Below are 16,397 nucleotides of genomic sequence, written 5' to 3'. Positions count from 1 at the left end.
AAGTCTCCTCATGATTGCGAATGGGTGCGCAACGACGTCGAATCGGTGCGGGGTTGGTCGGGCAGGCGGCGAACCACCTAGTTGGCCAGGTAGGCCTTCAGGTCGGCGATGGCAGGGATCGGGCCAGGATCGACGCCGGCTTCCACCGCCATCCACAGGCTGACCAGGTCGCCGAACGCTGCCAGATCGTAGAAGCGGGCCAGCGCCGAGTCACCTTTGGCCCGCACCTCGAAGATCTCAGCGACCACCTCGGCGGTGATCTGGGCGAGAAAATCGAAGCGGCGGGCGACGTTGGGGTGCTCACCGTCGTGGCGCAGGTACACCATCGAGTTGACCTGGCGGGTGACGTCGCCGTGTTGGCCCCAGGCGCAGATCTCGTTGTGGCACACCTCGGGGACGCTGCCCCAGTAGGCGGGTGCCTTGGCGTTCTCGTTGACCTGGGCCTTCCAACGGTAGGCGGCAAGTTCGCCGACCCGTCCGCCCCCGTAGATGATCGGCTGGGTGCGCTCGATCCGGCGTGCCAGGGTACGGGCGTCGTTGACGGTGCCCTGCGTGAAGCCGGCGTTGGCCTCCAGCCGTGCGGCGGCCGCCTCGATCGCCGAGTCGACCGCGCCGGCGGTGTGGTCCATCAGGCCCATCCGGGTGGCGAGCACGATCGGCGCCAGGCCGACGGCGCCGATCGCCGCACGCGGCAACGGGATACCGTCGGGAAGGCCACAGACCGCGCCCCCAGCGGCAGACACCATCTCACCCAGCCGGCCTCCGGTGGTCACTGCGACCACCGGGGCGCCGGCGGCGATGGCGGCCTCGGTGGCAACGACGGTCTCCTCCGTCCCGCCCGAGAAGGACACCGCCATCACGAGGGTGTTAGGCCCCACGTACGCCGGCAGCTCGTAGTGACGGCTGACGTCGATGGGTACCCGTCCGTGGTCGGTGGCCACCAGCGACACGACATCGCCCGAGATACCCGATCCGCCCATGCCCACCATCAGCAACGAGGTGATCTTGGACGCGTCGGGAAGCCCGTCGACGGCCGACGCGATTTCGACCGCAGCGGCCATCTGGTCGGGCAATCCGAACGCCGCGTCGAACATGCCGACCGTGTCGAGCACCAAGGCGTCGGGCGAGCTCACTGACCGGAGGTTTCGGGGAAGGTGGGCGAGATGCCGTCAGCGTCGATCTTGGCCGTGATGCGTTCGGCCTCGGCGGCGTCGACGGTCTCGGCCTCCTCGATCAACATGATCGGGATGTCGTCGGTGATGTGGTAGCGGCGGGTGAGGCGCGGGTTGTACAACGCGTTCTCATCTTCCAGGTAGTACAGGGGGCCTTTGTCCTCGGGACAGGCCAGCACCTCCAAAAGCACGGGGGAGAGCGCCATGTGGTTGGCTCCTTTCAGGGTCGTCTCAGTGTGATGGAACGGTAGATCACGATTCCTTGCCTCGAATCAGCGTCAAAACCTCGGCGGAATGCTCGGCGACCGCCTCGTCGTCGGCCGCCTCCAAGTTGAGCCGCAACAGCGGTTCGGTGTTGGAGGACCGAAGGTTGAACCACCAATCACCCAAATCGACGGTGAGGCCGTCGAGATGATCGCGGTCGGCACCCATGTAGGCCTCCTCGACCCGGGCCATCGTTCCGATCGGGTCGGCGACCACCGAGTTGATTTCGCCGGATGCGGCGTAGCGCTCGAAGGGTTGGCGCAGCTCCGAGAGGGGTTGACCGCTGCGGGACATTTCGGCGAGAACGACCATGGCGGCGATCAGGCCGGAGTCGGCCCGGTAGTTGTCGGCAAAGTAATAGTGGGCCGAATGCTCGCCGCCGAAGAGGGCGTCGTGCTCGGCCATGACCGCCTTGATGTAGCTGTGTCCAACCCGGGTGCGAACGGCGACGCCGCCCCCCTCGGCGATCACCTCCGGCACCGCCTTCGAGACGATCAGATTGTGAATGATCGTCGCACCGGGGTGTTCGCGCAGCATGGCGGCGGCGATGATCGCCGTCGTTGTCGAACCCGACAGACCCTGGCCCTGCTCGTCGACCAGGAACACGCGGTCGGCATCACCGTCGAAGGCCAGGCCCACATCAGCACCCACCTCGAGCACCCGGGCCCGGAGGTCGGCCTGATTCTCGGGCTGCAGCGGGTCGGCGGGGTGGTTGGGGAAGCTGCCGTCGAGCTCGCCGTACATCACCTCCAGCTTCGGGTTGAGGCCCTCGAACGCTGCGGGCACGACCAGGCCACCCATGCCGTTGGCAACGTCGGCGACCACCGAGAGGGGGCTGAGGCGGTCGACGTCGACGAAGCTGCGCACGTGGTCAACAAACTGCTCGAGCACGTCGGCGGTCGTCACCACACCGGGCTCGCCCATGGGCTCCAGGTCGGCGCGAGCGTCGTCGCGAACCCGATCGAGGCCGCTGTCGAGCCCCAGGGGACGCGCCCCGGAGCGACAGAACTTGATGCCGTTGTATCCCGCAGGATTGTGCGACGCCGTGAACATGGCCGCCGGTGCGTCCATCGACCCGCTGGCGAAGTACACCTCGTCGGTGGAACACAGGCCGAGGTCGACGACATCGAGGCCTTGGCTGGTCACCCCGCGAGCGAACGCTGCGACGAAGCCGGGTCCGCTCGGGCGCATGTCGCGCCCGACGAGGACCCGAGACGGGGCCACCTCGCCCTCGGTCCCGCCGATGAGAAACCGGGCGTACGAAGCGCCGATCCGCTCGACCAGCGGCTCATCGAGCTGGTCGGGAACCAGGCCTCGCACGTCGTAGGCCTTAAAGATGCCGTCCAAGTCTGCCACGGGCGGCAACACTAGTGCTGAGCCGGGGTGACGACCCACGTGGCGGGCCGTCACGATCAGCGGTCGTCCCCCTGCCCGGGGTCGTCGGCGACGTCTGCCGGTGCCTGCGCCTCGACAATCCAATCGGGCGATGGCTCCAACGTGGCGTCGGGGTCACGGCGGCCCGAGGGCCCGGCGGACTCCGGTGTCGCGTCGGGCCCCGGCATTTTGCGGCGGCTCGATGACCCCTTCCTCGTCCACGGCCAGGCGCGTGCGTAGTACTGCCTGGCGGTCGGCGCCCCGGGATCGCTCGTCTCGGCGTCATAGGCGAACTGCCAGGCCCGCCGAAAGCGGGGAAGCTTCAGCGCGAGCAGCGCGACGACGATCACCAGGCCGAGCAGCGACAGCGCCGCGCCCAGCACCTCCACCCAACTGCGCCCGTAGGTCAAGGTGACGTCGTTCTTGGTGGGCACGACGACCATCAGGTTGGGTGCGACGCGATAGGGGCCCTCGGCCCCCTCGGCCCGCCAGTTGGGAAAGTAGCTCATCTTGACCAGGACCGGCTTGCCCACCTCGTCGACGGTGAACGACATCGACTGCTGCTCGACGACGATGTCGCTCACCTCGGCCGGGGTCACCGGTTCGCTCGGCTCGACCCCGTCGCAGACTCGCCCGTAGGGCTCGTCCACGCTCACCTCACCAGGCCGCTTCCCGCAGGACACGCGTGTCCACTCCTTCGGCCCGTCGGCGGCAAGGAACGTGGACCAGGCGCCGGAATCGTTGTACCAAGCGACGGTCGGGTCCAGCCAGGCCTCGTGGTTGGAGGCGACGTCGTCCATCACGACCGGCTGGTGGTCCAGGCCGCTCACCAGCTCGGAGTTGGCCACCTCGAAGATAACCCACGGCTGTTGTTCAACCTCGGTGTCGTCGGCGAGCCCCTGCGAGGGAACCTCCGCCACCTCGGTGAGCATCGCGTCGGGCCCCTCGGTGAGCGCCCGGGCCTGGTCGGTGGCCGCCTTGCTGCGGCTGAGGTAGTACTTCACGCCATACAGCTGGAGGCGCTTGACACCCTCCTCGACGTTGAGGCCCTGATAGGGCATGTTGCGCATCGCGCGGGACGGAACGGCGGAGAGGAGCGCCTGGTTGAGGAAGTGGAACGGCGTGGTCATCGACGCCTCGAAGTACAGGCCCTCCATCGAGCCGATGCAGCCGTCGGTGAAGTAGGGCAACATCATCGGAGCCATGGGCGTGCCGTAATCACCGAGCTCGTCGTAGTACTCCCACATCGCCCGACCGCAACCCCGCTCCTCGCCGATGCGGCGCATCGTCGTTATCAGGTTGGAGAACTCCGGGTACCGGTCCTTGGCCTCGAGACCAGCGAAGTTCCAGGTTGCCCAGCTGCTGGCCACGTTGGATTGGGTGGACAGGAAGGGGCCGAACTGACGGCCGTCGAGCTGGGTCACCGAGGTCTGGCTGACGACGACGGTCGAGGCGTTCACGACGGTGGACTTGGCGGTGGGTGGCAGCCCCAACGGGAGCGCGACCGCCAGGAACACCGTGATCACCGATGCTCCGGCGAGCACCCCGGTTGCGGCAGTCCGCCAGTGCGGTTGCGACGCAACGAAGGACGCCAGGGCGCCGATCAGCAACGTGACGCCCACGGCCGCGAGCAGGTCGAGCGACAGGATATAGAACGGCAGGACCCGGGCGTTCCAGAACCGTCCCTGCGGCAAAACCAGGAACATGCAGGCGCCGAGGACGGTCCAGACGAGGAAGGTGAGGCCGGCCCGGTTGGCTTTGACGATGCTGAGCACCGCCCCTATGACCGCCAGGCCAATGATGATCTGGTGGTAGGGCATCGTGTTGGGAAGCAGGTACTGCCAGAAAGTGGCCGGCTTGTCATCGATAGGCGGGCCGAGCCTCTCCCAGCCCATATCGTTGAGGTAGGCGCGCCGCAGGAAAAACGGCACGATCCAGAACGACGCCAGCAACGTGCCGGACACCCCGACGGTGGCCACCCAGGCGAGCTGACGCCACCCAAAGCGCAGCACCCACAGTGCGAGGGCGCCGGCGATGGCGTAGGACGTCGGAATGACGTGACAGGTGGCGACCAGGCCGAACAGAACGACCGCCAACGACGCATGGCGGCCGGTCTCCAGGCCGCGGGCGACGACGCCGAGGAAGACCAGCGCCAAGGCGAGCGCGATCGAGAACGAAAATTCCCCCGCCATCGTCGACGCCGCGTTGCCGCCGTAGATCGTGAAGTGCGAGTCCCAGACGAAGACCAGCGCGGCCATCACCATCATCATCGGGCCGGGAAAGCGCAGCCGCAGCGAGGTGCCCAGAAAGTACGCAGCCCAGGGCATCGCCAGCAACCCCGACACCGTCACCAGCTTGAACGCGACGTTGGGGTCGAGGTCGATGCACAGCGGGATGATCACCACCGCTGCGACGACCATCGCCGCCCGTGCCAGCCGATGGGTAAAAAGCGACCAGCCGTAGACGAGGGCGCCGACGCTGAGGGCCAGCAGCGGGATCCCCACCAACGGGGGAAGGCCAACGTCGAGTGCGACGATCGCCAGCGCCGGCACGACCATGTAGAAGGTGTAGACGGGGAACCCGGCGTACCAGTCCTGGCTCCAGCCCGACAGCCGGAACGACGCCAACAGGGTGTCCTTCAGGTAGGCGGGACCCCACACGTGGGCGCCCATGTCCCCACCGGTCGGGGTGGCGCGCGACCACAGCCCGCCGGCCCGGTTGAGGGACACGAAGATGAAGACGGTCGCCGCCGTCAGCACCGCGTAGTTGGCCGCCTGCGCCGGCGAAAAGCCCCCGGGCCAGCGGCGACCGATCGACGGCTTGGCGGAACGACCGGCGCTCGGGCCGGCGCCACCCGAGCGCCCATCGGCCAGGGGTGTCGGTTCGGACAGACCGGCGTGGTCGGTGAGGTGCCCGGGCGCGGGGGAATCAGCCAGGTCGGTCATCGCCCCATGGTGCCATGACGGCACACCAACTCCTCATCGACGAGCGGGCGAACTATCCGGCCAACAGCGGAGTTGAGACGCCCCACAGCACCAGCAGGCTGCACAGGTTGAACACCCCGTGGGTAACGATGGATGCGCCCAGCCGATCAAATCGCCAGGTGAGGGTGCCGAGCACCACCCCGACCAGCACCAGACCGGGCACCTGGATCAGGTCGGCACCGGAGTTGATGTGGCTGAGGGCGAAAAACACCGCCACCGCCCCGATGCCGATCGCCGCACCCAACGCGCTGCGCCGGTTGACACACGGTGCGGCCGTGCCGCCCGCCAGTTCGACCGCAGTGCGCTGGGCGACGCCGCGGTAGTAAAGCTCCTCGACCAACGGCGCGCCCACCGACACCATCACGACCAGCGTCACCTTGCCGAGTACGCCAGGCGACGCCTCGACCAGCTTGCGGGCCGACTCGGACGGGTCTCCCGAGACACCGACGCTGTCGAGCGCCCGGTACAGCAGGTTCACGCCCCAGTGCAGGCCAAAGCCGGCGACCAGACCGACCAGGGCGTCGGGGGGCTTGAAACCCCAGCGCACGAAGGGCCCGAACCGCTCTCCCTCCCGGCGGGAGATCCAGTACAACCCCCCGACCGTCGCCGCCCAGAACGGCACCTGGGTGATCACCAGGCGTGCCGGGTCGAGCTGTGCGCCCTCGCCGAGGAAGGGCGCTGCGATCACTCCAGCGATCAGCCGCGACCCCAGCCACAGGGCTGCGAGCCAGACCAGACGCGTCAGCACGGGGTCGGGGGTGGGCTTGGCGGCCTCCCGGCGCGAACGTTGGTTCATCGGTTGAGCTAACCGACGGCGAGCTGGGAAACCACGGCATCGCTTCTGCGGCGGTCGACCACCCGCCATCCCTTGGGCACGGTCACGGCGTCGGCGTGCAGCTCGCACAGGTCGTGCACCATCGGATGGGAATCCACCGTGAGGTCGTCCAACCACACCGACCCGGACTCATAGGCATACGACAGGGTGGCCGCTGCCACCTTTGAGCAGTAGGGGCGGGCACATATTCTGCTCCCGGTGCGACTCATGTTCACACCGTACCGGCCGGGGACGAGCAGCTCATGGACCCTCTCGTGACCACGATTACCTGGGATCCCCCACAGTGTGCCGGGGCGTGCGTCGCCGATGGTGGTGGCACCCCGTAGACTGCCTGCGATGCCAGAGCAGACCCGACCTCCGCAGCCCTCAGGCCAGGGCCCCCAACGTCAGGGCTCCGGTGGCTCGTCCCCGAGTGGCTTCCTCGGCGGCAAGCTTCCGAGCTGGTCGATGTTCGTCCTGCTCGCGATCGTCATCGGCTCGGTGTTGTACTTCTCGAGCGCCGAGGCACCCTCCGATGAGCTGCGGTACGACCAGCTGGTCGCCCAGGTCAAGCAGGACAAAGTGAAGTCCATCACCTGGGACAACACCACCGGCAAGATCGAGGGCACCTTCAAGGGCGACGGTGACAAGACCTTCACGTCGACCGGCCCGGCCGAGAACCCGCAGGACCTCGAGGTCCTCCTGAGGGACAACAACGTCGAGTACACCTTCGAGACTCCCCAGCAGAGCGGCCTGCTGTCGCTGCTCTCGATCATCTTGCCCTTCGCCCTGATCCTCGGTTTCTTCGCCTGGATGCAGCGCCGTGCGTCGGGCCAGATGTCGGGCGTCATGTCGATCGGTCGCTCCAAGGCCAAGACCTACTCGTCCGAGCGTCCGGGCACGACCTTCGCCGATGTCGCCGGATACGACGGCGTCAAGATGGAGATCCGGGAGGTCGTCGACTTCCTCAAGGAGCCGGACCGCTTCGCAGCGATCGGTGCCCGCGTGCCCAAGGGCGTGCTGCTGGTCGGCCCGCCGGGCACCGGTAAGACCCTGATTGCCCGGGCGGTCGCCGGCGAGGCCGGGGTGCCCTTCATGTCGGTCACCGGTTCGGACTTCATGGAGATGTTCGTCGGCGTCGGCGCCAGCCGGGTGCGCGATCTGTTCGAATCGGCCCGCAAGGCCGGACGGGCGATCATCTTCGTCGACGAAATCGACTCGATCGGCCGCAAGCGTGGGGCCGGCATGGGCGGCGGGCACGACGAGCGGGAGCAGACGCTCAACCAAATGCTCAGCGAGATGGACGGCTTCGAGGCCACCGAGGGCATCGTCATGATGGCGGCGACCAACCGCCCCGACATCCTCGATCCCGCCCTGCTGCGTCCCGGCCGCTTCGACCGTCAGGTCGTCGTACCGTTGCCCGAGCTCGAGGATCGGCGCCGCATCCTCGAGGTGCACGTCAAGGCCAAGAAGATGTCGCCGGACGTCGACCTCAACCTGGTCGCCCGCGGCACTCCTGGCATGTCCGGCGCCGATCTGGCCAACCTGGTCAACGAGGCCGCCCTCTTCGCCGTGCGCGAAGGCGCCTCCGAGATCCATGCCCACCACTTCGAGGACGCCCGTGACCGGGTGATGATGGGCCAGCGGCGCGAGTCGATGGTGCTCAGCGACACCGAAAAGGAAGCGATCGCCTACCACGAGGCCGGCCACGCGGTGTGCGCTGCGGTGCTCCCCGAAATGGATCCGCTGCACAAGGTGACGATCATCCCGGCCGGCATGGCGTTGGGCGTCACGATGACGCTGCCCGACGAGGAACGCCACATCCACCGCCAGAACTTCATCGAGGACCGCCTGGTGATGATGCTCGGCGGTCGCACCGCCGAGGAGATCACGTTCGAGATGGTGTCGACCGGCGCCGCCGACGACCTGGTCAAGGCCACCCAGCTCGCCCATTCGATGGTGAAGGAATGGGGCATGTCCGAGCGGGTTGGGCCGATGGCCTGGGGATCCCAGGGCGCCGTGTTCCTCGGCGACGACCTGATGAGCACCAAGGAGTACTCCGACGAGATGGCCCGGGTCATCGACGAGGAGACCGAGAAGATCCTGCGTCGAGCCCAGAGCCGATGCCGCGAGCTGCTGCGCACCGAGCGCAACGGCCTGGATCTGGTCGCCCGCCAGCTGCTCGAGCACGAAACGATCGACGGTGCCGAGGTGCTGCGCCTGGTGAAGGTTGGACGCACCGGCGAACCGGGCCACCCGCCCGACCCTGGTTCGGCCCCGCCAGCCGATTACCTCGGCAGCTTCACCGCCAGCGAGCCCGCAAGCGACTCGGTCGTTGGCTCGGGCGATGATCGATCCGACACCCCGTCCCACGACACCGCCGAGGTGCACTGAGGGCTTCGCCGGCAGGGCCAACCTGTCGGCGTACACCACGGGGGCTGTGATGGCGTTCTTCGCGCTTCACGGCGTTCCGCGGCATTCCGGACAACACGGCGCTAGGGTCGCCTCGTCCGGTCAAGAACACTGAGAGAGGCTATGACCATGCGTGTACGAACCCACTCGCCGCTTGTCGGCGCACTGATCGGCGGGCTGGCGGCATTCTCGCTGGTGGCCGCCGGCTGCGGAAACGACACCGACGAAGCGGCCGGTGACGACGTGGTGCAGGAGAGCGACTTTGTGTTCGAATCCGTGACGGCGCCCGGCCAGGGCGCCTTTACCGCTCCCGTCGACGTCGCACCGGACACCGGTCCGGTCTTCCAGGGCTTTGCCGGCGCCCGGCAAGGCGGCGGCTGCGACAAGGAAATGCTGAAGGACGAACTCGATCAGCGTCCGGAGGCCAAGGCCGCCTATGCCGAGGTGTTGGGCATGAGTCAGGACGATGTCGATGGTTACATCGACACCCTGGAGCCGCAGGTGCTGGGCGAGGACACGAAGTTCACCAACCACGGTTTGAACGATCAGGGCAAGCCGTTCCCGGTCGCGTCAAACCTCGAGGCCGGAACAGCGGTGCTCGTCGACAAGGACGACTCGGGCAAGTCGGGCGGCCCACGACCGGTGACCCGCTGCCGGTGTGGCAACCCGCTGCTCCCAGCACCCGAGATCGGCGCCAAGCGGCCCGAGTGGGTCACCACCACCACCGGCGATCCGACGACGTCCTCATCCTCGACCAGCAGTTCCTCGACCAGCAGTTCAACCACCACCAGTTCCTCGTCGACCTCCTCGTCGACCTCCACGTCATCGACGACGTCATCGATCCCCGACGATGAGACCACGACATCTGGTGACACGGACGGCGGCGGTGACAGCGGTGACGGCACGGCGACGGATGGCCCCGCCACCGCCACCGACACCGGCGGCGGCGTCGTCGACGGCGCGTCCGACCAGGGAACAGCGCCCAACGGGGACAGCCCCGCCACGGACGACCAGGTCACGATCGCAAACGGCTAGCCCTCCGGGCCTTCAATCGCTGCCCGGGCCGCCGCGACCGCGTCCCACAACTGGATCGTCTGCACCGGTCCGAGGAAGCTGTCGACCACCGTGCCGTGCGCATCGGCGATGATCGTGGTCGGCACCCCATCGATGCGGTACTTGGCATGGGTCTCGGCCTGATCTTGCACGGGGACCGCCGCCACGGCGACCTCGGGCGAGTCCAATGGGGCGGCCCGCTCGACGACACCGGCGCAGCTGTCACAGGTCTCCGAGGTGAACACCGCCACCAGCCACGGCCGCTCGGGGTGCTCGAAGTCGTTGCGCGCCACCCGCCCAGGCACGGTGAACCCGCTCGGGGTCGGGGCGGCATCACCACCGACGCGGCGGGACGCGATCGCCACCCCGATCGTCACCGCCACGATGACGGCGACGATCACCAGCTGAACGATCACCTCAACCCGACGATCCGACGACGTCGGCCAGCGACACGACCGTGCTCGCATCGGGTATGGCGGGTCCCGAGGAGTAGTCGCCGGCAGCGGCGCTGACCAACCGTTGCTCAACCTGTACCGGAGCCGTCGACCGCAACTCGACCAACGCTGCCGCAGGCAGCTTGAGGCTGCGGAGGTCGATGGCCAGCTGGCCTCCGGCCTCGATCTTGAAGTCGTCAAGACCTTCGGCCGCCTCCACCTTGCCGTCCCCGTGGACGAGCAACTTGATCGACGCCGAGTCGGTGCTGGACGGGTTGTCGACCAACAGCCAGCCCTCATCGTCGCCGGACAGCGTGATGCCACCGGACCACCAGCGGTCGGCGGCCAGGGGCATGCCCGGTGAGATACTGATGCCGGTGGCCGGCTTGGGACGCAGCTGGTCGCCGGACGCCGTGGAGTCCTTGCGCTCATCCACGCTCACCAGCACCCGAGCGCTGGCCACGCCCCGGTCGGCGATCACCAACCCGTGGTGGAACCCCTCTGGGGGGATTCGCTGTTCCTGGTCGAGCGAGATGGTCTCGGCGCGGCCCGGCGGGATCACCTTGGCCAGCGGCTCGATCCCGTCACGCGGCTGCCCGTACGGCGTGATCCAGATCGGCTGGACGTCGGCGTTCTGATCCGATGGGTTCAACACCACGTACTGCTCGATCACCCCACCTTGGGTGAACCCGTCGACGAACCCGGCATGGGTGGTCGCTTGCGGGCTACCCGACACGAGCGCCACGCCTCGTCGTTTCACCGGCTGCTCGCCGATCTCCTCCTTGTCCACCTTGCCGTCGCCGCCCTCGCCCGAGGACAGGTTGAACTCCAGGTTGTCCTTCGAGAACGTCTGCACCACCTCGGCGATCAGCAGCCCGGATCTGGACCGCACGCTCACCGACAGGCGGTCCCGGCGGGGGGCACGCTCGTTGAGGTTGATCACCTTCACCTGACCGGGGGCAACGCTCTCACCGCTGAGCTCTGCGGGAACCCGCACGTACTCGGTGGTCGACAGCGTGACGTCAACGCTCACCGCAACCGGGTAGGGGTTGAACAGAAACAGCCGGGCCGTGGCGTCCTTCTCGGTGTTGACGTACGGGAAGTCCCACGAGCCCGACGGGCGGGAGGTGCACGGCGCCTGTGAGCTGCCCGTGCCGTTGGTCAGCCGGTGGGAGACGACCACCTCGCCGGAGCGAACCTCGACGACAACCGCCGCCGACGACTCCTTCGACAAGGTGGACGCATCGAAGACGACCACGCTGTTGGCGGCCACCTCCAGCTTCTGAGGGGGTTGCACCTTGGCCTTCGTGTTCAGCGGGACGGCCCGCAGCTCGACGTTGACAGGCTCGTCGGAGCCGTTGGAAATCAGCACCTCATGTTTGCTGCTGCCGGCCTCCAACACCCGGGTGGCCGCGCAGTACCAGGTCGAGTCGAGCGTCCCGGCGGGGTCGGCGGTCACCATCTCGTTGAGGAGGCCGAGGCGCTGTTCCACCTGCTCCCCGGCAGAGTCCGCCCGTCGACCGTCCAAGCTGACGGCGGACAGTGCGGCCAGCACCGCCAACACCGCGGTGATCACGCCCATTCGGACAAACTTCACGGCCGCTCCTCGTTCGGGTCGTCACCGGTTGGCTCTCGCTCCTCGCCCGGTGTGCGGCCCTCCTCGCCGTTGCGACGGGAGCGACGGCGTCGCACGACCGGCGGCGGTGCTTCCTCGTCTGTATCGCCCGTCTCCGACACCGCCGGGCCACCTGCCGGCTGGGCCGCATCTGGCTCGTCAGCGTCGCGCTCATCGGGCTCATCGTCTTGACGGCCGCGCACCAACCGCAGCCGTGGCCGCTGGCGGCGCCCGCGCCCGCTGCCTGCCGGATGGTCCTCAGAACCGGCGACGGCTGCATCCTCGTCGCCAGGCCCTTCAGCGTCGGAGCCCCCGCCGCCGAACGGGATGACATCGGGCTGCTCCTCCCCGGACGGCTCGACGACGGCCTCGGTCTCGGTTTCGGTTTCGGTTTCGCCGGGCAACACGACGTTGCGGCGACGACGACGACGGCGGCGCACCGCCGGCGGCTCGGCCATCCACTCGGGCTCCAGCTCGCCGGGGTCCCACTCGGCCTTGTCGTCGAGCAGTTGGGGCTCGTCGGCCAGCCCGGTGTCCTCATCGCCCTCGGTCGTGGCACGTCGGTCGGCCTCCGACGTCTCCCGGGTAACGGTCTCGGGCGGGGCAGCCGGCGCAGCCTCGGGCCGAACCTCGGGCGCAGCCTCGTCGTCCCCATCCCGAGGGGTGGGTCGAGCCGGGCCGTCCGGCGTCGTTGGGCCGTCACGATCGGAAGCCACGGGCGCAGGGCGAGCAGCATCCGGCTTGGCATCGGCGTCGAACCCCGGTTGCGCTTCCTCACCGAGGCCCGCTGGGGCACCGCTGTCGAGGCTCGGCTCCTCGTCGTCATCGAAGGACCCGTCGCTCTCGGGCGGCTCGTAGAGCTCCTCCTCCCCTTCCATGGTGAACGTCGGAAGCTCCGAGGTGGGGAGCAGCGGTCCGTCCACCTCTGGCTCCTGTTCCCGCCGCAGCTTCCGCTCGGCAACGAGCTCCCGTCGGTCGGCCAGCATCCGCTTGAGGCCGCCCACCTTGATCACCCCGGTCCTGCGTCGGCTGACGATGTTGATCGCTGCCACCAGGGCAAGCAGCTGCACGATGACCGCCAGGTTGCGCACCAACGGCGGCGAGTACACCAGCCTGGCATCGCCGCCCGAGGAGATGCTCGCCTGGGACGCCCAGCCGAAGGCAGGGCGCTGCTCGACCTCGGCATCGCCGACGGTGAGGGTCCAGTTGGCATCGTGGGTTCGAGCAACGTACAGCTCGACGTCATCGGCCAGCTCACCGGACCCGTCGGCAAACCGTCCCCGCTCGGGAAGCGCCGCCTTGGCCCCGCTCAGATCGGTGGTCAGGATCGCTGCCAGGTCGCTGCCCGCCTTGTCGAGCGCACCCGACGGCAGCTCGGCCACCTCGGGAGTGAATGCCGAGTTGTCGTAGATGAACACGGACTTCGACACCGACAGGCGGGCCAGGTCGAGCTGCTCGTCGAGGGCGTTGACCGTGCTGTCAGGGGGCTTGACCACCGCCTTGCCCTTGTCGTAGGCCAGCGGCGCTCCCGATTGGGCGACGACCACGTACTTGATGCCCATCGCCCCCAGCAGGCGCCCCAGGCGGGTGGTCTTGCCGGCCACCGCGTCCTCGAGCGCCTCCTTGAGCGTGTCGGTGCCCTTCGACGAAGGTCCTTCGAACCAGTCGCCAATGCGGGGGAACAGGCCGGAGGTCGTCGCAAAGCTCGATCCGTTGGACAGCGTCCATGAGCCCATCGGTAACACGTCGGCGTCTCCGAGCCACAGCGTGCGGTACTCACCCTCGGGTGCCTGGGAGGTCAACGTGCCGACCACCGCCAGGTTGCCCTCCTCGGGCAGGCCCCAGCGTCCGTTGGCCGAGCGTGCCACCCAGGCGACCGACGCCACGACCATCAGGGTGGCGGCGACCATCGAAAACACCTGCCGGAAGCCGAAGTCGCTGCCGGCGACATCGCGTTCAAATGCGGCCAGGCCGGCACCGATGGCCAACGACAACCCGATCACAGGCAGCATCAGCGTCACCTCCGGTGGAGGCAGCACCGGCCCGATGCGCGCCTCGCCCATCCAGGCGAGCACCCAACCGACCAGGGCGATCGCCCATCCCTGCGCAGCCAGTCGAAACCGCCACTCCCGACCGACGAGGATGGCGAACGCGCCGGCAAGGTGCAGCCCGACCAGCACGAGCCCGAAGCTGTTGGGGCCGGAGTCGAGCCACACCAGGTCGCGCAGCGCCACCGGGCCACCGGCGGTGCTGACCGGCCCGACGATCTCGCTCCAGGACGGGAGCGGCAAGAGCAGCCCGATCGCCCAGGGCAGGTGCAGCACAAAGGCGATCGCCGAGGCGCCGATCGCGGTGGGCACCGCCCGCTCCCACCGGGCCAGGTCGGAGCGGTCGAGCGTGCCGACCGCCGCCATCAACAGCGCAACGATCACCATCAGCAACGGTGCCAGCGGCAGGACGGTGGTGACCGCAGCGGTCACCAGCCCCAGCGCCACCGTGGCCCGCAGGCCTTTCAGCGTGGGGAATTCCGAGCCGGCGAAGGGCATGGCCCCGGCCGAACGACCGAGCAGGCCCACCATCCACGGCAGGCCCGCCCACAGGCCCAACGCCCCCCAGCGGCCCTCGGCGATGGCGTTGTAGGGCACCGGGGTGATCACGTAGGCCACCATCATCAGCGCCCGCGTCTTGCTGCTCGAGCCGCCCCGCGCCATCCACCAGGCGCCGGTCACACCGGCGGGCAGGCACCCGACGATCAGCAGGTTGCGGACCAGCCCCTCGCCGCCGAAAAGCAACGTGGACAGCGATCCGACCAGCCCGACGAGGGTCGGCGTCGGGGCGGTCGCACCCAGCCCGGTCGTGCGCCAACCATCCCAGTACTCGCGCAACATCGACGACCAGGAGGTGCCGGTGCCGGAGAACTCCCGGATGATGGGGATGTCGCCCAGGATCACGCTGCGGCTGCCGATGATCAGCACCAGGGCGATCAACACCGATGCCAGGGCGGCCACCTGGGATGGACCCTCCCGAAGTCGCTGTACGACGGTGCGCGACTGCTGGGCACCGGTGTTGAAGCGCGCTGCGCCCTCGCCAACCGTGCCCCGCACAAATGCGGTGACCCGGGCCGATCCACCGACCTGGAGCTTGCGTATCTCGGTGTCGGGCGATCGGCGGAACCCCTTGACCTGGCGACGGATCGCCAGCGACCTCGGCAGGTGGGCCACATTCCAGGTCCACGCCAGGGCCACGTCGGCCGCCCGCACCCAACGGAACGCCAACAGGTTGAGGATCAAGTCACCCAGCGAAAACAACACCGCCTGGGGCAGCACACGGGCCAGGTGGGCGCCGGAGTAGTTGGTCAGCACCATCCGGGCCCGGTGGGCGTACTGGCTGCGCAGGCGTTCGGCGGCGGGGACCTCGCGCAGCGTCGCCTCCCGGTGGCGCACGACGGCGTCCGAGGTGACGATCACCCGGGCGCCGGCCAGGTGCACCCGCCAGCACAGGTCGGTGTCCTCCTCGTAGGCGCTGAAGTCCGATGGAAACCCGTCGACGGCCTCGAAGAGGTCGGCGCGCACCAACATGGTGGCGCCGTTGACCGAAAAGGTGTCCCGCACGGCGTCGTGCTGGGCCTGGTCGAGTTCCCCCGGCTCAGTGACCGGTGCCGGGAAGGCGAACTTGTCGATCGCCCGACCCACGTCGAGCAGCATCTCGGGCTCGTCCCAGTCGACGAACTTCGGGCCGACCACCCCGGCGTTCGACCGGAAGGCCTCGGCCACCAGCGCCGACACCGTGTTCGGCTCCAGGTACACGTCGTCGTGGCAGAACAGGTAGAAGGAGGCGCCCTTGACCACGGCCGGCGCACGGTTGGCAGCAGCGCCGAAACCGCGGTTGGCGGCCAGGCGCACGACGTGTGCGTCCGACAGGACGGCCTTCACCCGGCCATCGACCGGCTCGTCGCTGTCGTTGTCGAACACGAGCACGGCCTGGTTGGCATAATCCTGGGCTTCGAGCGACGCCAGCGTCGTCTCGAAGGTCTCCTGGGGATTGTGGGTCACCAGCACGACGACCACGGCGGGCGCGCCGGTGCCCGAGGTGGTGGCGCGCGGCGCCTGTGCGCTCTGGTTGTCTTGGGGGTTCTTGGCCCGGGTCGAGATAGTCAGACCTCCACGTGCGCGGCTCGACGTCATCGCACCGCCCGGCAGAAAGCGAGACTAATGCACCCAGGAGTGGGCCATGGACCGCCGGTGATCGCCCCCTCCACAGCCTGCGTACCAGGCC

General features: G+C 68.4%; 11 protein-coding genes. 2 read left to right on the top strand and 9 right to left on the bottom strand.

Annotation, left to right across the window (positions count from 1 at the left end):
- Positions 1-77 precede the first annotated feature (77 nt).
- The 6 genes from PKD89_RS00890 to PKD89_RS00865 are packed head-to-tail and all read right to left on the bottom strand — an operon-like array spanning position 78 to position 6,838.
- Positions 78-1,133 (bottom strand): SIS domain-containing protein, encoded by a 1,056-nt coding sequence (locus PKD89_RS00890; protein WP_287377725.1) that lies wholly within the window; start codon positions 1,131-1,133, stop codon positions 78-80.
- A complete protein-coding gene (locus PKD89_RS00885; RefSeq protein WP_287377728.1) occupies positions 1,130-1,378 on the bottom strand; it encodes a Trm112 family protein in 249 nt (82 codons plus the stop codon). Before PKD89_RS00885 ends, PKD89_RS00890 begins: the two co-directional genes overlap by 4 nt.
- A 46-nt stretch (positions 1,379-1,424) precedes the next feature.
- On the bottom strand, positions 1,425-2,792 hold the full coding sequence (locus PKD89_RS00880) for a phosphomannomutase/phosphoglucomutase (protein ID WP_287377730.1): 1,368 nt from the start codon (positions 2,790-2,792) through the stop codon (positions 1,425-1,427).
- A 56-nt stretch (positions 2,793-2,848) separates the two neighbouring features.
- Entirely contained in the window at positions 2,849-5,755 is a 2,907-nt protein-coding gene (locus PKD89_RS00875; protein ID WP_289010729.1) for a hypothetical protein, read from the bottom strand.
- Between the two features lie 52 nt (positions 5,756-5,807).
- The gene (locus tag PKD89_RS00870) at positions 5,808-6,590 is read right to left on the bottom strand and encodes a type II CAAX endopeptidase family protein (RefSeq protein ID WP_287377734.1); all 783 of its coding nucleotides are present in this window, start codon (positions 6,588-6,590) and stop codon (positions 5,808-5,810) included.
- Positions 6,591-6,598: 8 nt separating this feature from the next.
- Positions 6,599-6,838 carry a DUF3499 family protein gene (locus tag PKD89_RS00865; RefSeq protein WP_287377735.1) on the bottom strand — a complete coding sequence of 80 codons (240 nt, stop codon included), beginning with the start codon at positions 6,836-6,838 and terminating at the stop codon, positions 6,599-6,601.
- Positions 6,839-7,076: 238 nt separating this feature from the next.
- Between PKD89_RS00865 and ftsH the strand changes: the two genes are divergently transcribed.
- Together ftsH and PKD89_RS00855 are read left to right on the top strand one after the other, a co-directional pair.
- On the top strand, positions 7,077-9,002 hold the full coding sequence (gene ftsH / locus PKD89_RS00860; protein WP_287377738.1) for an ATP-dependent zinc metalloprotease FtsH: 1,926 nt from the start codon (positions 7,077-7,079) through the stop codon (positions 9,000-9,002).
- A gap of 147 nt (positions 9,003-9,149) precedes the next feature.
- Complete coding sequence (locus PKD89_RS00855; RefSeq protein ID WP_289010730.1) at positions 9,150-10,055, top strand: DUF6777 domain-containing protein; 906 nt, start codon at positions 9,150-9,152, stop codon at positions 10,053-10,055.
- Here PKD89_RS00855 and PKD89_RS00850 read toward each other — a convergent pair.
- From PKD89_RS00850 to PKD89_RS00840, 3 genes are read right to left on the bottom strand one after another with little or no spacing between them, the layout of a single operon-like run.
- Positions 10,052-10,489, bottom strand: coding sequence for a hypothetical protein (locus PKD89_RS00850; protein WP_287389548.1), 438 nt, complete (start codon positions 10,487-10,489; stop codon positions 10,052-10,054). The genes PKD89_RS00855 and PKD89_RS00850 overlap by 4 nt on opposite strands.
- A 1-nt stretch (position 10,490) precedes the next feature.
- On the bottom strand, positions 10,491-12,104 hold the full coding sequence (locus PKD89_RS00845; RefSeq protein ID WP_289010731.1) for a DUF5719 family protein: 1,614 nt from the start codon (positions 12,102-12,104) through the stop codon (positions 10,491-10,493).
- Entirely contained in the window at positions 12,101-16,306 is a 4,206-nt protein-coding gene (locus PKD89_RS00840) for a glycosyltransferase (protein ID WP_324332216.1), read from the bottom strand. The genes PKD89_RS00845 and PKD89_RS00840 overlap by 4 nt, the downstream gene beginning before the upstream one ends.
- Positions 16,307-16,397 lie beyond the last annotated feature (91 nt).

The sequence above is a fragment of the Candidatus Neomicrothrix sp. genome, assembly GCF_035329545.1.
Lineage (GTDB): Bacteria > Actinomycetota > Acidimicrobiia > Acidimicrobiales > Microtrichaceae > Microthrix > Microthrix subdominans.
The sequence above is the reverse complement of the archived record's forward strand: the minus strand, read 5'-3'. Positions and strand labels throughout refer to the sequence as shown.